This is a genomic window from Streptomyces sp. NPDC020801 (assembly GCF_044334385.1).
In the GTDB taxonomy this organism is placed as follows: Bacteria; Actinomycetota; Actinomycetes; order Streptomycetales; family Streptomycetaceae; genus Streptomyces.
This window is the reverse complement of the sequence record NZ_JBIRST010000001.1, coordinates 128,543-145,824: the sequence shown is the minus strand read 5'-3', so window position 1 is coordinate 145,824 and position 17,282 is coordinate 128,543. Positions and strand designations below refer to the sequence as shown.

Annotated in this window: 16 protein-coding genes and 1 pseudogene; 10 read left to right on the top strand and 7 right to left on the bottom strand. The window is 67.6% G+C overall.

Annotation, left to right across the window (positions count from 1 at the left end; all coding sequences use genetic code 11):
• The first annotated feature begins 7 nt into the window (after positions 1–7).
• The 5 genes from ACH4UM_RS00680 to ACH4UM_RS00660 all read left to right on the top strand — a co-directional run bounded on the left by ACH4UM_RS00680 (position 8) and on the right by ACH4UM_RS00660 (position 7,166).
• Positions 8–1,255 carry a sensor histidine kinase gene (locus tag ACH4UM_RS00680; protein WP_398172085.1) on the top strand — a complete coding sequence of 416 codons (1,248 nt, stop codon included), beginning with the start codon at positions 8–10 and terminating at the stop codon, positions 1,253–1,255.
• Positions 1,256–1,473: 218 nt separating this feature from the next.
• Positions 1,474–2,811, top strand: a complete 1,338-nt coding sequence (locus tag ACH4UM_RS00675) for a sensor histidine kinase (protein WP_398172083.1) — start codon at positions 1,474–1,476, stop codon at positions 2,809–2,811.
• A 316-nt stretch (positions 2,812–3,127) separates the two neighbouring features.
• Positions 3,128–3,841 (top strand): LuxR C-terminal-related transcriptional regulator, encoded by a 714-nt coding sequence (locus ACH4UM_RS00670; RefSeq protein WP_398172081.1) that lies wholly within the window; start codon positions 3,128–3,130, stop codon positions 3,839–3,841.
• Positions 3,842–4,126: 285 nt separating this feature from the next.
• Positions 4,127–6,094: a 2-oxoacid:acceptor oxidoreductase subunit alpha gene (locus ACH4UM_RS00665; RefSeq protein ID WP_398172079.1), complete on the top strand. Its 1,968-nt coding sequence runs from the start codon at positions 4,127–4,129 to the stop codon at positions 6,092–6,094.
• On the top strand, positions 6,087–7,166 hold the full coding sequence (locus ACH4UM_RS00660) for a 2-oxoacid:ferredoxin oxidoreductase subunit beta (RefSeq protein ID WP_398172077.1): 1,080 nt from the start codon (positions 6,087–6,089) through the stop codon (positions 7,164–7,166). The genes ACH4UM_RS00665 and ACH4UM_RS00660 overlap by 8 nt, the downstream gene beginning before the upstream one ends.
• A 13-nt stretch (positions 7,167–7,179) precedes the next feature.
• Here the strand turns inward: ACH4UM_RS00660 and ACH4UM_RS00655 are convergent, their stop codons facing one another.
• Positions 7,180–7,608, bottom strand: a complete 429-nt coding sequence (locus ACH4UM_RS00655) for a winged helix-turn-helix transcriptional regulator (RefSeq protein ID WP_398172075.1) — start codon at positions 7,606–7,608, stop codon at positions 7,180–7,182.
• Positions 7,609–7,698: 90 nt separating this feature from the next.
• On the opposite strand from ACH4UM_RS00655, the gene ACH4UM_RS00650 reads away from it, so the two are divergent.
• Together ACH4UM_RS00650 and rarD are read left to right on the top strand one after the other, a co-directional pair.
• Entirely contained in the window at positions 7,699–8,553 is an 855-nt protein-coding gene (locus ACH4UM_RS00650; protein ID WP_398172073.1) for an SDR family oxidoreductase, read from the top strand.
• 194 nt (positions 8,554–8,747) lie between these two features.
• Entirely contained in the window at positions 8,748–9,671 is a 924-nt protein-coding gene (rarD, locus tag ACH4UM_RS00645; RefSeq protein ID WP_398173536.1) for an EamA family transporter RarD, read from the top strand.
• Between the two features lie 230 nt (positions 9,672–9,901).
• Here rarD and ACH4UM_RS00640 read toward each other — a convergent pair whose 3' ends face one another.
• Positions 9,902–10,531, bottom strand: coding sequence for a CGNR zinc finger domain-containing protein (locus ACH4UM_RS00640; RefSeq protein ID WP_398172071.1), 630 nt, complete (start codon positions 10,529–10,531; stop codon positions 9,902–9,904).
• Between the two features lie 21 nt (positions 10,532–10,552).
• Here ACH4UM_RS00640 and ACH4UM_RS00635 point away from each other — a divergent pair, with 21 nt between their 5' ends.
• The gene (locus tag ACH4UM_RS00635) at positions 10,553–10,963 is read left to right on the top strand and encodes a VOC family protein (RefSeq protein ID WP_398172069.1); all 411 of its coding nucleotides are present in this window, start codon (positions 10,553–10,555) and stop codon (positions 10,961–10,963) included.
• Between the two features lie 188 nt (positions 10,964–11,151).
• Here ACH4UM_RS00635 and ACH4UM_RS00630 read toward each other — a convergent pair whose 3' ends face one another.
• The 3 genes from ACH4UM_RS00630 to ACH4UM_RS00620 all read right to left on the bottom strand — a co-directional run bounded on the left by ACH4UM_RS00630 (position 11,152) and on the right by ACH4UM_RS00620 (position 12,284).
• On the bottom strand, positions 11,152–11,361 hold the full coding sequence (locus ACH4UM_RS00630; RefSeq protein WP_398172067.1) for a DUF397 domain-containing protein: 210 nt from the start codon (positions 11,359–11,361) through the stop codon (positions 11,152–11,154).
• A gap of 348 nt (positions 11,362–11,709) precedes the next feature.
• Complete coding sequence (locus ACH4UM_RS00625; protein WP_398172065.1) at positions 11,710–11,916, bottom strand: hypothetical protein; 207 nt, start codon at positions 11,914–11,916, stop codon at positions 11,710–11,712.
• Positions 11,913–12,284 (bottom strand): hypothetical protein, encoded by a 372-nt coding sequence (locus ACH4UM_RS00620; protein WP_398172063.1) that lies wholly within the window; start codon positions 12,282–12,284, stop codon positions 11,913–11,915. The genes ACH4UM_RS00625 and ACH4UM_RS00620 overlap by 4 nt, the downstream gene beginning before the upstream one ends.
• 191 nt (positions 12,285–12,475) lie before the next feature.
• Here ACH4UM_RS00620 and ACH4UM_RS00615 point away from each other — a divergent pair.
• Both ACH4UM_RS00615 and ACH4UM_RS00610 read left to right on the top strand, forming a co-directional pair.
• Positions 12,476–12,664 (top strand): annotated as a pseudogene (locus ACH4UM_RS00615) (helix-turn-helix domain-containing protein); the annotation flags it as partial.
• A gap of 294 nt (positions 12,665–12,958) precedes the next feature.
• Positions 12,959–13,630 (top strand): DNA-binding protein, encoded by a 672-nt coding sequence (locus tag ACH4UM_RS00610; protein WP_398173534.1) that lies wholly within the window; start codon positions 12,959–12,961, stop codon positions 13,628–13,630.
• A 235-nt stretch (positions 13,631–13,865) separates the two neighbouring features.
• Here the strand turns inward: ACH4UM_RS00610 and ACH4UM_RS00605 are convergent, their stop codons facing one another.
• Both ACH4UM_RS00605 and ACH4UM_RS00600 read right to left on the bottom strand, forming a co-directional pair.
• Entirely contained in the window at positions 13,866–15,350 is a 1,485-nt protein-coding gene (locus tag ACH4UM_RS00605; protein ID WP_398172061.1) for a phage major capsid protein, read from the bottom strand.
• A 603-nt stretch (positions 15,351–15,953) separates the two neighbouring features.
• Positions 15,954–17,147: an AAA family ATPase gene (locus tag ACH4UM_RS00600; RefSeq protein WP_398172059.1), complete on the bottom strand. Its 1,194-nt coding sequence runs from the start codon at positions 17,145–17,147 to the stop codon at positions 15,954–15,956.
• Positions 17,148–17,282: the final 135 nt, after the last annotated feature.

Sequence of the window (17,282 nt, the reverse complement as noted above, 5' to 3'; positions counted from 1 at the left end):
AGCGCGTATGACCGCACCCATCTCCTGCGCCGATCCGGCGGCGGACGACGGCGAGGACCGTCTGCCCCCGGCTCGTTTCGCCTACGACCTGCCCACGTGGAGGGAGATCACGCATCTCCTGGCGAACCTGCCCGTGGCACTGTTCGGCTTCGTCTACGTGGTGGTGGTGCTGAGCACCGGTGCCGCGCTGACGCTCACCGTGGTCGGGTTCCCGCTGCTCGCGGCCGGGCTGATGGGGTCACGGCAGCTGGGCAGGCTGGAGCGGGCCCGGGTCGGGTCGTTGCTGGGGACGCGGATCGACGAGCCGAGCCCGCTGCCGCTGCACCGGACGAAGGGGCCGCTCAACCGGCTGTGGCTGATACTGAAGGACCCGGTCGGCTGGCGCACGGCCCTGTACGGCCTCATCCGGCTGCCCTGGGGCATCCTCACCTTCGCCGTCACCCTGACCTCGCTCTTCGTGCTGTGGCCGGTACTGCCCTTCCTTGCCCGGGGCATGGCGAACGTGGACCGGGCGATGACGCGCGCGCTGCTCTCGCCCTCCGACGAGCTGGAGCGGCGGATCGCGGAGCTGGAGTCCGACCGGGGCGTGGTGGTCGATACCGCCGCCGCGGACCTGCGGCGCATCGAGCGGGACCTGCACGACGGGGCGCAGGCCCGGCTGGTCAACCTGGCCATGGGACTCGGTCTGGCCAAGGAGAAGCTGCTGGAGGATCCCGACTCGGCCGCGGCGATGGTCGAGGAGGCACATGGCGAGGTCAAACTGGCGCTGCAGGAGCTGCGCGACCTGGCCCGCGGCATCCATCCCGCCGTACTGACCGACCGCGGCCTGGACGCGGCCCTGTCGGCGGTCGCCTCGCGCTGCACGGTGCCGGTGAAGGTGACGGCCGACCTGGACGCGCGTCCGGCCGCGGCCATCGAGGGCATCGCCTACTTCACGGTCTCCGAGCTGCTCCAGAACATCAGCAAGCACAGCGGTGCGAGGTCCGCCTCCGTGGACGTGTGGCGCTCAGACGGCCGGCTGCTCATCCAGGTGTGGGACGACGGCCGCGGTGGGGCGCGACTGGACGGCGGTACGGGCATGCGGGGGCTGGCCGAGCGGCTGGACGCCGTGGACGGCCTGTTCGTCGTGGAGTCGCCGCCGGGCGGCCCGACGACCGTCACGGCGGAGCTGCCGTGGCGGGACCGGACGGACGCTGCGGGCACGGCGGGGACAGGCACCTCCGTCAGGGGTGAGGGAACCCCCGCCGGGGGGTGACGGAACCCTCCGCCAGGGTGACGCACACCTCCGCCGGGGGTGGGGAAAACCCCCCGATCGAGACGCCGACGCGCTCCATGGTCCGGTGACCTGCGCTCCAGCAGGCTGGAGACACGGCGGGACACAACCGCAGGAACCCAGCAGCACGCGGCAGACGCAGCAGACGCGGCGCAACGCGGCTGGAACCAGCAGACACCGAGGGGAACGGGACGGCGCCGATGGCCACCGAGTACGGAACGGAATACGGAGCGGAGTACGGAGCGGAATTCGGACGGGGGCACCGGGTGCCCGCCGGCCTGCGCGCCCCGTTCGAGGCTCGCAGCTGGCGCGAGTTCGGGTATGTGCTGCTGAGTCTGCCGATCGGCATCCTGCTGTTCACGTACGCGGTCACGATGGTGTCGCTGGGTGCGGGGCTGCTGGTGACGTTCCTGGGGATTCCGGTACTGGCGGCGGCGCTGGCGGGCTGTCGCGGGTTCGGCGTGCTGGAGCGGGCCCGGGCGCGCGGCCTGCTCGGCCTGGAGGTGGCCGAGCCGGAGCCGCTGCTGATGAAGCGCCAGGGCGTGCCGGCCTGGACCGGTGCGGTGCTGAAGAGCGGCGCCTCGTGGCGGGCCCTGCTCTACTCCGTGCTGCAGTTCCCGTGGTCGGTGTTCTCCTTCGTGGTCGCCGTGACCGTGTGGACGACGGGCTGGACGCTGGTGACGTACCCGCTGTGGTTCTGGGTCTTCCCGGTGTGGGTCGGCCACGGCGGCATCCAGCTCTACGGCGACGAGCATCACCGGGTCTTCCTCGACAACCCGTTCGAGATCACGGTGACCGCGCTGGTGGGGCTGGTGTTCACGCTGGCCGCCCCGTGGATCGTGCGGGCGCTGACGATGGTGGACCGGGTGCTGGTGCGCGGGCTGCTCGGGCCGTCGCGGCTGTCGGCCCGGGTGGTGGAGCTGGAGTCGGACCGCGGGGTCGTGGTGGACACCGCGGCAGCCGACCTGCGGCGCATCGAGCGGGACCTGCACGACGGTGCGCAGGCCCGGCTGGTGGCGCTGGCGATGGATCTGGGGCTGGCGAAGGAGAAGCTGGCGGAGGACCCCCGGGCGGCGGCGCGGATGGTGGACGAGGCGCACGGCGAGGTGAAGACGGCGCTGCAGGAGCTGCGGGACCTGGCGCGCGGGATCCATCCGGCGGTGCTCACCGACCGGGGCCTGGACGCCGCGCTGTCCTCGGTCGCCTCCCGCTGCACGGTGCCGGTGCGGGTGGACGTGGACCTGGCCGAGCGCCCTGCGCCGGCGATCGAGGGAATCGCGTACTTCACGGTCTGCGAGCTGCTGCAGAACATCAGCAAGCACAGCGGTGCGAGGTCCGCCTCCGTGGACGTGTGGCGGGCGGACGACCGGCTGATGCTGCAGGTCGTGGACGACGGGGTCGGAGGCGCCGGCACCGCCGCGGGGTCGGGTCTCGCGGGGCTGGCCGAGCGGCTGGACGCGGTGGACGGGATCCTGGTCGTCGACTCGCCGGCCGGGGGGCCCACGCGGGTGACGGCGGAGCTGCCCTGGCGGCGCTGAGCGCACCGGAAGTCATGTGATCGCGGCCTGCCGGCCGTGGCCCCGAGGGCCATGGACGGCAGGCCGCGAACCAGTGGAGGGCTCCCCCACTTCCGCCGGCCCCGACGCGGCGGGGTCCGAATGCTGGAATGCTGGACCACGTCATAAGGACTCGTGGTGACTCGTGGTGACTCGTGGTGACTCGTGGGGGGCTCGTGGGGACTCGTGGGGCTTGTGATGACTCGCAGGACTTGTGATAACTCGCAGGACTTGTGATGACTCTTGGGACTCGTGAGAACTTGGGACTCGTGAGGACTCATGGGGGTCGTGAACACTCATGCGAACGACCGTGGAGCGAGGCTGTGGGGGGCCGAGGATCGTGGAGGACAGAGTGCGGGTGGTCATCGCCGAGGATTCAGTACTGCTCAGGGAGGGACTGACCCGGCTGCTGACCGACCGCGGACACGAGGTCGTGGCGGGTGTGGGCGACGGCGACGCGCTGATCAAGACCATCACCGAGCTGCACGACCAGGGAGCGCTGCCCGACGTCGTGGTGGCCGACGTGCGAATGCCGCCGACGCACACCGACGAAGGGGTGCGGGCGGCGGTGCAGCTGCGCAAGGCGCACCCGGGACTCGGCGTGCTCGTGCTGTCGCAGTACGTCGAGGAGCGGTACGCCACCGAACTGCTGGCCGGCTCCAGCCGTGGGGTCGGCTATCTGCTCAAGGACCGGGTGGCCGAGGTGCGGGAGTTCGTGGACGCGGTGGTCCGGGTGGCGCAGGGGGGTACGGCCCTGGACCCGGAGGTGGTCGCCCAGCTGCTCGGACGCAGCCGCAAGCAGGACGTGCTGGCCGGGCTCACCCCGCGGGAGCGGGAGGTCCTGGGGCTGATGGCCGAGGGGCGCACCAACTCGGCGATCGCCCGGCAGCTGGTGGTGAGCGACGGAGCGGTGGAGAAGCACGTCAGCAACATTTTCCTGAAGCTCGGCCTGGCACAGAGTGACGGGGATCACCGGCGTGTTCTGGCCGTGCTCACGTACCTGAACTCCTGATGGGCTGACACTGTGTCAAGTAAGGGGTTCGGCCACCGTGCGCGCCACGCGACACGGAGGGTGGAGCCCGGATCACCGAGAACCGGGAACAGGGCGGGGAGCGTCTTCACAAGAGGTACGGGGGGACTGGCAGAACATGGCGAATCAGGGCAACACGCCGTCTCATGAGTGCGTCCAGCATACGAACGGCACAGGGAAGGCGACCTTCACGGTCGTAGGGTTGAACCTGGGAAGGTCTTCGGGAAGGCCGCTCCCACACAGCCGCCTCGAAGGAGGTCCAGTTCAGTGACCAGCCAGGTCAGCAGTCCAGCGGAGCAGGCCGACGGAGCCGTCGTAGGAGAGCAGCGCAGGGCGGCCGGAGCCAAGGACGTACGCCGTCTGGACCGGGTGATCATCCGGTTCGCGGGTGACTCGGGTGACGGTATGCAGCTCACCGGCGACCGTTTCACATCCGAGACGGCGTCCTTCGGCAACGACCTGTCGACGCTGCCGAACTTCCCGGCCGAGATCCGGGCGCCCGCAGGCACCCTGCCGGGCGTGTCCTCCTTCCAGCTGCACTTCGCCGACCACGACATCCTCACCCCGGGCGACGCGCCGAACGTCCTGGTCGCCATGAACCCGGCCGCGCTGCGCGCGAACATCGGCGACCTGCCGCGCGGCGCGGAGATCATCGTCAACACCGACGAGTTCACCAGGCGCGCCCTGCAGAAGGTCGGCTACGACGCCTCCCCGCTGGAGGACGGCTCGCTGGACGGCTACAACCTGCACCCGGTGCCGCTGACCACCCTGACGGTGGAGGCGCTCAAGGAGTTCGAGCTCTCCCGCAAGGAGGCCGAGCGCAGCAAGAACATGTTCGCGCTGGGCCTGCTGAGCTGGATGTACCACCGGCCGACCGAGGGCACCGAGAAGTTCCTGAAGTCGAAGTTCGCCAAGAAGCCGGACATCGCGGCCGCCAACATCGCCGCCTTCCGCGCGGGCTGGAACTTCGGGGAGACGACCGAGGACTTCGCGGTCTCCTACGAGGTCGCCCCGGCCGCCAAGGCCTTCCCGGTCGGCACGTACCGCAACATCTCCGGGAACCTGGCCCTGGCCTACGGCCTGGTCGCCGCCTCCCGCCAGGCGGACCTGCCGCTGTTCCTGGGTTCGTACCCGATCACCCCGGCCTCGGACATCCTGCACGAGCTGAGCCGGCACAAGAACTTCGGCGTGCGCACCTTCCAGGCCGAGGACGAGATCGCGGGCATCGGCGCCGCGCTGGGTGCCGCGTTCGGCGGTTCGCTCGCCGTGACCACGACGTCCGGCCCCGGTGTGGCACTGAAGTCGGAGACCATCGGCCTCGCGGTGTCGCTGGAGCTGCCCCTGCTGGTGGTCGACATCCAGCGCGGCGGCCCGTCCACCGGTCTGCCGACCAAGACCGAGCAGGCGGACCTGCTGCAGGCGATGTACGGGCGCAACGGCGAGGCCCCGGTCCCGGTGGTCGCCCCGCGCACCCCGGCGGACTGCTTCGACGCCGCCCTGGAGGCGGCCCGGATCGCGCTGACGTACCGCACGCCCGTCTTCCTGCTCTCCGACGGCTACCTGGCCAACGGCTCCGAGCCCTGGCGCATCCCCGAACTGGACGAGCTGCCGGACCTGCGGGTGCAGTTCGCGCAGGGCCCCAACCACACGCTCGCCGACGGCACCGAGGTGTTCTGGCCCTACAAGCGGGACGCCAGGACGCTGGCCCGCCCCTGGGCGATCCCGGGCACGCCGGGCCTGGAGCACCGCATCGGCGGCATCGAGAAGCAGGACGGCACGGGCAACATCTCCTACGACCCCGCCAACCACGACTTCATGGTCCGCACCCGGCAGGCCAAGATCGACGGCATCGAGGTCCCGGACGTGGAGGTCGACGACCCTTCCCCAGGCTCTCAACTGCGTTCGAGCAGGGGAGGCCCCAACGGCGCGCTCACCCTCGTCCTGGGCTGGGGTTCGACGTACGGGCCCATCACGGCGGCCGTACGCCGGCTGCGCGCGGCCGGGGAGTCCATCGCGCAGGCGCACCTGCGCCACCTCAACCCCTTCCCGAAGAACCTCGGCGCGGTCCTGAAGCGCTACGACAAGGTGGTGATCCCCGAGATGAACCTCGGGCAGCTCGCCACCCTGGTGCGAGCGAAGTACCTGGTGGACGCGCACTCCTACAACCAGGTCAACGGCATGCCGTTCAAGGCCGAACAGCTCGCCACGGCTCTCAAGGAGGCCATCGATGGCTGAGACGTCCACGGAGGGCACGGGCACGGTCGAGGCGCTCTCCCTCGTGCCGAAGGCCGAGGCCCGGCAGTCCATGAAGGACTTCAAGTCCGACCAGGAAGTGCGCTGGTGCCCCGGCTGCGGCGACTACGCGATCCTCGCGGCCGTCCAGGGTTTCATGCCGGAGCTGGGCCTGGCCAGGGAGAACATCGTCTTCGTCTCGGGCATCGGCTGCTCCTCGCGCTTCCCGTACTACATGAACACCTACGGGATGCACTCCATCCACGGCCGCGCCCCCGCCATCGCCACCGGCCTCGCGGCCTCGCGGCGCGACCTGAGCGTGTGGGTGGTCACCGGTGACGGCGACGCGCTGTCCATCGGCGGCAACCACCTCATTCACGCGCTGCGCCGCAACGTCAACCTCAAGATCCTGCTGTTCAACAACCGGATCTACGGCCTGACGAAGGGGCAGTACAGCCCGACCTCGGAGGTCGGGAAGATCACCAAGTCCACGCCGATGGGCTCGCTGGACGCGCCCTTCAACCCGGTGTCGCTGGCGATCGGCGCGGAGGCGTCCTTCGTGGCCCGCACCATCGACTCCGACCGCAAGCACCTCACCGAGGTGCTGCGCGCGGCGGCCGCCCACCCCGGCACCGCGCTGATCGAGATCTACCAGAACTGCAACATCTTCAACGACGGTGCCTTCGACGCCCTCAAGGACCGCCAGCAGGCCCAGGAGGCCCTGATCCGGCTGGAGCACGGACAGCCGATCCGGTTCGGCACGGACGGCGCTCGCGGTGTCGTGCGCGACCGGCAGACCGGCGATCTGAGGGTCGTCGACGTCACCGCGGACAACGAGGCCGAGATCCTGGTCCACGACGCCCGTGCGGACTCGCCGACCACGGCCTTCGCGCTGTCCCGGCTGGCCGACCCGGACACCCTGCACCACACCCCGATCGGCGTGTTCCGCTCCGTCGACCGCCCGGTGTACGACACCGCGATGGCCGACCAGCTCGAGTCCGCCGTCGAACAGCGCGGCAAGGGCGACCTGGCCGCCCTGCTGGCCGGCGGGGACACCTGGACGGTCGTCGGCTGAGCCGGCCAGTCCGTCACGAGGCCCGGGTGGTGAGCGCCGCCCGGGCCTCGTCGTACGCCTGCCGGGCCTGCTCCACGTCCGCCATGCGGTCCTCCGTCCACCGCGCGAGCGCCCGTACCTGCTCGGCGGCCTCACGACCGAGCCCGGTGAGGGAGTAGTCGACGCGCGGCGGGATCACCGGCCTGGCGTCGCGGTGGACCAGGCCGTCGCGCTCCAGGGTCTGCAGCGTCTGCGTCAGCATCTTCTCGCTGACGCCCTTCCCGCCGACCCGGCCGACGGCACGGCGCAGCTCGCTGAAGCGGTAGGACCGCTCCAGCAGCTCGATCAGGACGAGGACGCCCCAACGGCTGGTGACGTGCTCCAGGACCAGCCGGTACGGGCACACCGCCGCACCGGTGTCGTCCTGCGCGGCCTTCACGGCTCCCTCGGTACTTACTGCCATGACAGTACCTTACTTCAAAGTGGGTACTTTCCAGAAGTAAGCGCACATCCTAGGGTTAGCGCCAGACGCACCCACAAGGAGATTTCCGTCATGAGCATCGTCGTCACCGGCGCCACCGGACACCTCGGCCGTCACGTCGTGGAACAGCTGCTGGAGAAGGTTCCCGCCGACCGGATCACCGCCGTCGTCCGCACGCCGGAGAGGGCCGCCGACTTCGCCGCGCGCGGCGTGCGGATCGCGGTCGCCGACTACAACGCACCCGAGACCTTCGACGGCCTGTTCGCGGCCGGCGACAAGGTACTGCTGGTCTCCGGCAACGAGTTCGACAAGGGCCGGGTGCAGCAGCACCGGGTCGTCATCGACGCCGCCGAGGCCGCCGGGGTCGCCCTGCTCGCCTACACCAGCGCCCCCGGCACCCTGAAGGCCGCCCTCGCCGACGACCACCGCGGCACCGAGGAGGCGCTGCTGGCCTCCAAAGTGCCGTACACGCTGCTGCGCAACGGCTGGTACCACGAGAACTACACCGAGAACCTCGCCCCCGTGCTGGAGCACGGCGCCGTCGTGCACGCCGCCGGCGAGGGCCGCGTCTCCTCCGCTTCGCGCGCCGACTACGCGGCCGCCGCCGTCGCGGTGCTGACCGGCGAAGGGCACGAGAACAGGACGTACGAGCTGGGTGGGGACGAGGCGTGGAGCTTCGCCGAGTTCGCCGCCGAGGTGGGCCGGCAGTCCGGCAGGGAGATCGTGTACCGCCCGGTCTCCGTCGAGGAGTACCAGGGCATCCTGGCCGGCGCCGGGCTGCCCGGGCCGCTCGCGGCGGTCCTGGCGGGCGTGGAAGCCTCGATCGAGAACGGCGAACTGGTGGTCGACACCGGCGACCTGTCCCGTCTGACGGGCCGCCCGGCCACCCCGCTCGCCGAGGCGATCGGCGCCGCGCTGAAGGGCTGACCCGCCCGGCCCGGCCGTCCCCTTCCCCGCCTGTCATGACCGTATGCCGATACGGGCATGACAGGCGGGGGTGCTCGGCGCTACCTTCGTGCTTGCTGCACGACACGCAGCCAGGCACGAAGGAGGGGCCCGTGAGCGAGAAGGCCGGGGGCGAGCAGCGCACAGGACTGCTGAACGGCTTCGCGGCCTATGGGATGTGGGGCCTCGTGCCCCTCTTCTGGCCCCTGCTCAAGCCCGCCGGTGCGATCGAGATCCTCGCCCACCGGATGGTCTGGTCGCTGGCGTTCGTCGTCGCCGCGCTGCTCGTGGTACGCCGCTGGGCCTGGGCCGGAGAACTGCTGCGGCAGCCGCGCAGGCTCGGGCTCGTCGTGGTCGCCGCCGCGGTCATCAGCGTCAACTGGGGCGTCTACATCTGGGCCGTGAACAGCGGGCACGTCGTGGAGGCCTCCCTCGGCTACTTCATCAACCCGCTGGTCACCATCGCCATGGGCGTGCTGATCCTGAAGGAACGGCTGCTGCCCGTGCAGTGGGCGGCGGTCGGCACCGGCGCCGCCGCGGTCCTCGTCCTCACCATCGGCTACGGCCGCCCGCCGTGGATCTCCCTGTGCCTCGCCTTCTCGTTCGCCACCTACGGCCTGGTGAAGAAGAAGGTCAACCTCGGCGGCGTCGAGTCGCTCGCCGCCGAGACCGCGGTCCAGTTCCTGCCCGCGCTCGGCTATCTGCTGTGGCTGGGCGCGCAGGGCCGCGCCACCTTCGCCGCCGAGGGCGCCGGGCACGCCGCCCTGCTCGCCTCCACCGGCATCGTCACCGCGCTGCCGCTGGTCTGCTTCGGCGCGGCCGCGATCCGCGTGCCGCTGTCCACGCTGGGTCTGCTGCAGTACCTCGCGCCGGTCTTCCAGTTCCTGCTCGGGGTGGTGTACTTCCACGAGTCCATGCCGGCCGAGCGATGGGCCGGGTTCGCCCTGGTGTGGCTGGCCCTGACCCTGCTGACCTGGAACGGGCTGCGCTCGGCGCGGCGGGCGGCGCAGCTCAGGGCCCGCCTCGCCGCGCCCCGCACCGCCGTGGCGGGCCCCGGTCCGCTGGACGCCCAGCAGAGCTCGGAGCCGGTCGAGGCCTGACACGTGGCGGGGGTCCGGGCACCCTCGTTGCTCGGGCACCGTACTGGATGTACTCGGGTGCTGCGACAACGCGGCGAGGTGCCGTGCCGGGCGTCGCGAGCCGGTGAACCTTTCCGGCCACAGCACTGGGCACCGGCCTCCGGGCAACGACGGTGCCCGAGGATGCTCCCTCTTGCGATGCACCGCACCGGACGCCGCGAGCTATCCGGCAAACCTTTCCGGCCACAGCACTAGCCGGATGCGCCGGGTGTACTCGCGCGGGCGCGGTGGGCCCGGACCTTCTCCCGGTTTCCGCAGTGCTCCATCGCGCACCAGCGTCGCCGCCCCGGGCGGGAGGTGTCGGCGAAGAGCAGGTGACAGTCGTGGGCTCCACACTCGCGGACACGGTCGGCGTACGGGCCGGTGAACAGGTCGATCGCGTCACGGGCGACGGTGGACAGCAATTGGCTGCCGGTTGCGCCGGACGCCCAGGCGCGGGTGCCGGCCGGGGTGAGCCGGGAGACCAGGGGCGGGTGGGCCGCCGTCTCGTTGACGAGGTCCAGGTGAGCGGGCGCGGGCGGGCGGCCGTGGGCGCGGTCGGCGGTGAGCAGGAACAGGGCGTCGCGGAAGGCGCGGGCGCGCTCCACCTCGTCCTCGCCGACGGTGAGCTCCAGCCCTCCCGCAAGCCGGCTGCGGTCGGCCCAGGCGACCAGGTCGGCGGGGGTGCGCAGCACCTCGTGACGGGCGAACGGGCCGGGGCCGCCGGTCGTCAGCAGCTCGAGGCACAGCGCCCCCGGGTCGAAGCGGTAGGGCTTGCCCTCGTACGAGACCAGTGCCAGGCCCGGTGACGGTTCCGGCGTTTCCGTTGCCCGTGCGTTCATGTAACCACTATAAATGGTTACATGACACAGACGCCTGCGGCCCCCGCGGCCACACCGCTGCACTGGAAGCTCGTCATCGACGCCGCCGACCCGCACGCGCAGGCCGACTTCTGGGCCGCCGCGCTGCACTACGAACTCGAGGACAACAGCGCCCTCATCGAGCGGCTGCTGGAGCTCGGGGCACTGCCGGGCGCGGCCACCGTCGAGTTCCACGGCCGCCCCGCCTTCCGGGACCTGATCGCCGTACGGCATCCCGACGACCCGTACGACAAGGAGAAGGGCACGGGGCTGGGGCGGCGGCTGCTGTTCCAGCGGGTACCGGAGGCAAGTCGTAGCGAAGACGTAACCACAGACGCGCCCCCGACTGCGGCCCTTGCTCATGCAGTCGGGGGCGCTGCCCGCACGGTCGGGGGTTCCGGCGCGGGGGTCTAGCGGCGTAGGCCCCTGTCGTCTTCCAGCTTCCGCAGGGCCGCGCCCAGGGTGGGCCGGTAGCCGGGGCAAGGGCGCTCATGGGGCAGCGTCCAGGCGTGCCAGCACGCCAGGCACCGCAACACGCTGAGGTGCTCCGGGTCGCTCTGTGCGCTGCCGCCGCACTGCGGACACTGCCCCATGACGACTCCCTACGCCGTGACGTCGAATTCGCCCAGCCTGGCACCGCTCAGGAAGTCGGTCCACTCCACTGCCGTGAACTCGACGGTTTCACCGGTCGCGGAATTCCGGACCGCCACCTTGCCAGGAACGTTGGTCGCGACTTCCACACATCGAGGGTCGCTGTTGTTGTAGGTGCACGCGGTAGACGTGCGGAACTCGAACTCGGGGACTGCGTTCATGGTGCTGATCCCTTCGTTGTGCTGCTGCGGGGAAACGGTCCCCGCGCCGTACTGCATCCCGCCCCTGTAGGTGCTCGACCCGCAGGGGCGGGGGTCATGTGTGCTGCCCTTGCGCCTCGCAGCGCCCAGGAAGCGGCAGCCATCCGGTGTGGTGCTCGGTTCAGGCTTTCGCCCGGTTGTAGTGGTGGCACGTACAGGTGCAGCGACGCACAAGCACAATGCCTGGCGCGCCCGGTAGGGGAATGTCCCTGGTCTGGCGGCAGTCACGGTGCATGCCCCTAAATTCAGGCCGCTGGGCGACTCCGCATTCTGCGGACATGGTCGACGTGTCCGCCGGGGTCGAGCCGGTCACCATTCCCCCCGGCTGCGCTTGTTCACCTCGGCCAGCCGCGTGCGCAGCAGGATGCTGCTGCCGACGCAGCGCGGGCAGGAACACGGCGGAAGTGCCGAAGTCGCGGCGGGCACTTCGAGGGGTTTCACCGTGCGCTTTTCGCGCACCACCGTGCGGGCACCGGTTTCCGGATTGATCCGGTACACAGCGATGGTCATGGTCACTGGACGGCTCCCCACGGGTCAACTTCCGTCCCGACGCGGGCAGTTCGCTGCATGACGTCCAGGTGCGCGACGTAGGGCCGGACCATGGTGGCCGTGCCGTCCCAGGCTTCCTCTGCCTCCCAGTCGCGGGGCGGGAACCACTCGGCGCGCTCGGCGTACGGGGGCGGGTACGGGGCGCCTGCGTGCCGCTCCTGGCGGTGCCTGCGGGCGACGACCAGGCGGGCGCCCCGGACGTCCGGTGTGGCGCGCCTGCGGGGCGCTGGGGGCGCTGCGGGGGGTGTGTAGGCGTTGCTGTGCCTGCCTGGGGCGCGTCGCCCTAACAGGACACTGATCACCCGTACGAGGGCCGTTCGGATAAGGTCGCTCATGTCAGCGCTCCTTGAAAGCGTTGGCCATGCCCCCGGGCCGGTCGCACGGTCGCGGGGGTCTCTGTCGTCTTGAGTCAACGCCCCATCTGGCCCACCGACTTGCACACTTCTTGCACAGATGCGGGGCGGGATGCACGGGCCTGGGGGACCATGGGACGTGAGGACGTCACCGAGCGGGGAAGACGCAAGGTATGAGCGCTACGCAGGTACCCGGACCAGGCGCCAACGTCGCTGCGCGCCGGAAGGAACTCGGGCTGAGTCAGGTAGCCCTAGCCCGTAGGGCGGGGGTGTCGGTATCCCTTCTCAGCAAGATTGAGATTGGGGACCGCGCGCTCACGCAGGGCGTAGGCGCTGCCCTTGCCCGCGCAATGAATTTCACTCTTGACGAACTACTGGGCAGCGCCCCGGAAGCAAACCTCAATGACCTCAACTGGGCTATCCGGCGATTTGATATCCCTGGAGCACCTCCGGAGCATCCTGAACGACTCCCAACGGAAGTGGATGAACTAAACCAGCTTCGGTGGAATACGGAGCTGTCCAAAGTTCTCCAGAGGCTTCCCGGAGTGCTCACCAGGGTCACCAACCATGCGCACCTCACAGGCGAACCGGAGGCATGGGGGTTGGTCGCGGACGTATACGGGGTCATCTATTGGCTCGCAGCTCGCCATCGGTGGATGCATCTCGCCGAATTGGCGACAATGAAACAACGGCTGGCAGCCGAAAGGGCAGACCCTATCGCGGCTATCGTCGCGGCTCGGGACGATGCTGGCACCTTCCTTAATTCCGGCGACTTTTCAGGTGGACTGGCCATCATTGACCGCGCAATCGTCCAGGCGGAATCCACGCTGACTGGACGAGATCGAGCGTTCGGGCTTGGGGTTTTGCACCTGCGCGGATTGACCCTCGCCGGACGGTTGAAGGACAAGCAGACCACCCAAAGGCACATTGAAGCAGCTTGGCGGATGGCTGAGGAAATCCCGGTAGAGATGGCCGAGCATGGGATGCAATTTGGCCCCGAGCAGACGGCTACGCACGTCATCTCTACAGCCTCTGATATGGAGCAGCACCGAAGGGCAGTAGAAACGGGAGAAAACCTGATTCGAGCGGGTATGACGCTGCCTGCTAACCGAGTGGCTCCGGTATTCATGAACCTCGGACGCTCTCAGCTAGCCCTAGGCGACCAGGACGGAACCCTAGAAAGCCTTGAAAAGGCTTGGGCGACGTCACCAGAAATGGCGGCAGTCCACCCCACATCATTGGAGCTCACGCGAGTCTTGGTGTCCAAGCACAAGCGAAGCAATGAACGGCTTACCCGGATCGCTCAGAGGGCAGGAATCACCCTCTAAAGGCCTTCCAGAGCCTAGAAACACAAAAATCGCCCCTCCAGGCTCGCTGTAGCGAAACCCAGAGGGGCGTTTTCCGTGCTCTGCTCACAGACCGTAATATAGGGGGAGGTGACTCCCAGGCTCGAAATTTCGCGAAAATGTCTCGCTTCATGGGGGCCGGGTCGCCGAGGCGCACGCGCTAGAGATTGACTCCCCCCCGGTCGCCCTCACGGAATGTGACCGTTAAAGGCGTGCACTAGAAGCTAGGCGTAACTAGACCGGTCCCAGAAATGACACAGATGGAAGCTGTGTAGCGGTTAGGGATGGCCGCCGCATAGTTGTAGAGGCGAACGAATACGCTCATCTGGTTGGCGTACGTTTGGGCAAATGCCTCGGCCCGGACGTGTCCCTCCCAGAGTCGGAGGTCCGAGGCGCGCAGCACAAAAATTCGATCTTGGTTAGTGCCTGCGCCCAGGTTGGTGGGAATATTGCTGTCGAGGAATACAGGCAGTCCGAGAATCTGGCCTACGTAGCCCTCTTCCATTATCTGACTGACGACGCCTACAGCGTTGACCGGGCCTGCCGCCGAGGGAACGACCAGCGGTCGGTTTTGCGAATCCACCTGTGCTACTACCCAAGCCCAGCGACGCGGGTGCATGACGATCGTGTCCGGGGGCGCATAGCGGTTCGTGTGCACGGTGGAAATGGCCGATGCAATCTGCCCAAGGAGCCCATTAGCACCGCTCAGTGTTGGACTGGCATTCGTCCATACCTGACTGCCCGTGCCCGAAACCGTGAGCAGGCCGGTGAGCGTCCCGCCCGTACCGCTGCCGTTAATGAGCTGCGTGTCAAGTTTCATTGCGTAGTCGGCGGCCAGGTCTTCAAGGATCACGTTATCGATGTTGAGCGGCGACTGTTCGAGCAATTGGAGAGAGACAGTCTGCCCGCCTGCGATAGTCACTACGGGTGAGCTTACGGAAGTCGTCGTAATGTCCGTCTGAGAAATAGCCGTGTTCTGCGTTGCCTGCGCGGCTACCGTCGCGCCTCCTGACACCTTGGGGATATAAATGACGTCGGTGGAGGGCGGCAGGGGCGCGGTAACGAACCTGTCAGCCGTTACGCGACCAGGCCGCGCGTACCTCACAAATTCGGCTTCGAGCCACAGTGGCGGAACAAACTCGCCGCCTGCTCCGGTGCTCGTTGAGATGGCTCGTTTTTCTGCTCCCACTTCGCCGGCACCACGCGCGCGGTCGGCTGCCATGTGGTTGTTTCGGGCGAGCCGTTCGGCTGCCGCTACGTCTCCAGCGCTGCGCGCAAGGTACAGGTCCTTGAACCATGAGACTTCGTGATCGTGCTCGCGGTAGATCTCCGGCTCACGCGTGACCGTAAAGTGCTTGCGGTAGGCGTAGCCGGGCAGCTTGGGGCGGTATTCACCGGGGTCGGTAACAGGCACGCTGAATGACTGTGTGGGCACTGGCGTACTCCCATTTCTGCGCGCGACGGGCGGCGCGTACTTTCGCTGCATGGGAGCGGCAACGGCATCCATAGCGACCTGCACCCCAAGTTCGTCCAAGCGGTCGTCAATCTGCTTCGCGTATTCCTCTAGCGTGTCGAGCTTCCGGCTTTCGGCCTCGTTAATCCCTCGGCCTTCATCCTTTGCGCGACTGACGACAAGGTCAAAGTTCTTCCGGATTTCAGCGCGACGGACGCGCAGATCCTCGATTAGCTGTTCCTTGGTCATTTCATTTCTCCACGCGCGGGGCGCGTTTCAAGGGTTCCGATTCCGAGTCGACGCGCGAGCGCGAGGGCCCGAAGATTTGTCCCCGTGTCGGTGAGCATTGCTGCGGCGGCAAGCAAGGGATGCGGTTCTCCGTCCTCGGTTACGGCGCCGTCAGCGTCGATACGGTCGAGGACGTCAGATAGGAGTTTGTCCGTGCGATCACGGAGGCTTGAGATGTGGCAGCGAGCGGACTGCATTTCGTTATTGGACATGGCGTGTTTCCTCCCCGCCGCGATGTGCGCGGGTCAGCTGCCCAGCGGGCGCATGACGGCCGTTGCTGGGTTCAGTGGTGCCGGGTACCGGCAGGCGTCTCAGAGGCGCCCAGGCGGGCGCATGGCGCGTTCCTGGGGCAGGGCATAAGGAAAGGCTCCGACCAGTGAGGTACGGAGCCTTCCTGTCCCCCGGGGAGGGCGCGCGAGACGTGCATTCATCTTCGCTTGCTTTGCTGGCTTTCGTCCAGGGATTCAGGGCCTGACTTTGTGATGCGCATTGCCCTGCCAAGCGTTCCGCTAGCTAGGCCCCTTTAAGGGGGCCTAGCGGCTAGCGGAAGCAATGCCGGTACCGCTAGCCAGGCTGGCGGAAGCTAGCGGTAACAGCGGAATCATCCGTGATCTTTGCTGCTGGGCGGAGGTAGGCAGTGTTCTTGCCGCTTCCTGATTTCTCTAGTTCTCCCTGATCGCAAAGGGTGCTGAGTGCGTTCCTGGTCGTGGATACCGGCAACCCCGTAAGCTCTGCCGCTTGCGCAGTAGTGATCGATTGCAGCGGTTCAAGCTGGCGGATCACTAGCAGAACGCGTTCAAAGGCGTTTGCCTGGGCGTTGATCACTTCCGACCAGTTAGCGGAACGGACGACCAGCGAACTACACTGCGTTGCGTCGTGTTCCTGGTCGGCAGGCGGCTCGCAAAAGTGCTGCACACTCATCCGGACGTTCCAGAAAAGATCATCCCTGTCGTCCTTCTGTTTCTTGATTGAGACTTTTGCAAAGCGCTCGGTTTCGGCACCTGCGGACTTGCTCACGTATATGACTGTGTCGGCAGCTCCAAACAGTGAGCCATGCCCGCGAAGGACCTCCGTTCCCTTAGTGGTGTGGTGCAGGGTGAGCACACATGCCCCTGTCGCCATGCGCAGCGCCGTAACTGCGTCAACGTATGTGCTCATGACTGACCCGTTCTCTTCTAGGCCCGGCGTTACTCGGGACTGTGTGTCAATCACAATCAGAGCTGGACGGATCTCTTGGCAGATGGCTATAAGTTCCTCTAGAAACCCTTCCTCCGTTATACGTATCGCCATAGTGAGGAATTTCAATTTGCCGTCGAGGGACTTGCCCGTCATTGCCTCCCAGGCGCGTTTACGCTTTGCCATACCCGCTGACCCTTCAGCGGCAATATAAAGGACAGGGCCTTGTTTCGTTGGTGCCCCTGCCCATTCAACGCCTGCGCCCAGGGCAACGGATGCCGCTATGTCGAGTGCAACAAATGACTTGTAACAGCCGGGATCGCCATACATCCATGCAAGCGAGTCTTTCGCCAATAGAGAGTGAACGAGGTACTCAACCTTTACGTCATTTATGTCGCCAGCATCGAAAAGGCTGCCTCTAAGAGTTGCCACGATTTCCGCTGACTTTTTGGCGGCATGCTTCTTACGGGCTCGATCCTGCGCCAAGTAATAGAGGGCAAGTTCGTCTGCCTTCTCTTCAATGGCGGCCTCTTGCGCTCGCACCTTCATAAGTGCGCTGATTTTAGGGTCAAAGCCCTTCATGTCATCCGGCAGAAGAGCGCCAATGCGTGAGATTAGCCGCTGTACTTCCTCATCGAACGAGTCATACGCCGTATTATCGAGGGATGCCCAGTATCCGATAGCCTGTCGAGCTGTTATTTCTGCTTTGGATCTTTC

What these genes read in the sequence shown, in the direction of transcription:
- ACH4UM_RS00680 (WP_398172085.1), top strand. Translation starts at nt 8, where the DNA reads ATGACCGCACCCATCTCCTGCGCCGATCCGGCGGCGGACGACGGCGAG.
- ACH4UM_RS00675 (WP_398172083.1), top strand. Translation starts at nt 1,474, where the DNA reads ATGGCCACCGAGTACGGAACGGAATACGGAGCGGAGTACGGAGCGGAA.
- ACH4UM_RS00670 (WP_398172081.1), top strand. Translation starts at nt 3,128, where the DNA reads ATGCGAACGACCGTGGAGCGAGGCTGTGGGGGGCCGAGGATCGTGGAG.
- ACH4UM_RS00660 (WP_398172077.1), top strand. Translation starts at nt 6,087, where the DNA reads ATGGCTGAGACGTCCACGGAGGGCACGGGCACGGTCGAGGCGCTCTCC.
- ACH4UM_RS00655 (WP_398172075.1), bottom strand. Translation starts at nt 7,608, where the DNA reads ATGGCAGTAAGTACCGAGGGAGCCGTGAAGGCCGCGCAGGACGACACC.
- ACH4UM_RS00650 (WP_398172073.1), top strand. Translation starts at nt 7,699, where the DNA reads ATGAGCATCGTCGTCACCGGCGCCACCGGACACCTCGGCCGTCACGTC.
- rarD (WP_398173536.1), top strand. Translation starts at nt 8,748, where the DNA reads ATGTGGGGCCTCGTGCCCCTCTTCTGGCCCCTGCTCAAGCCCGCCGGT.
- ACH4UM_RS00640 (WP_398172071.1), bottom strand. Translation starts at nt 10,531, where the DNA reads ATGAACGCACGGGCAACGGAAACGCCGGAACCGTCACCGGGCCTGGCA.
- ACH4UM_RS00635 (WP_398172069.1), top strand. Translation starts at nt 10,553, where the DNA reads ATGACACAGACGCCTGCGGCCCCCGCGGCCACACCGCTGCACTGGAAG.
- ACH4UM_RS00630 (WP_398172067.1), bottom strand. Translation starts at nt 11,361, where the DNA reads ATGAACGCAGTCCCCGAGTTCGAGTTCCGCACGTCTACCGCGTGCACC.
- ACH4UM_RS00620 (WP_398172063.1), bottom strand. Translation starts at nt 12,284, where the DNA reads ATGAGCGACCTTATCCGAACGGCCCTCGTACGGGTGATCAGTGTCCTG.
- ACH4UM_RS00610 (WP_398173534.1), top strand. Translation starts at nt 12,959, where the DNA reads ATGCATCTCGCCGAATTGGCGACAATGAAACAACGGCTGGCAGCCGAA.
- ACH4UM_RS00605 (WP_398172061.1), bottom strand. Translation starts at nt 15,350, where the DNA reads ATGACCAAGGAACAGCTAATCGAGGATCTGCGCGTCCGTCGCGCTGAA.
- ACH4UM_RS00600 (WP_398172059.1), bottom strand. Translation starts at nt 17,147, where the DNA reads ATGAAGGGCTTTGACCCTAAAATCAGCGCACTTATGAAGGTGCGAGCG.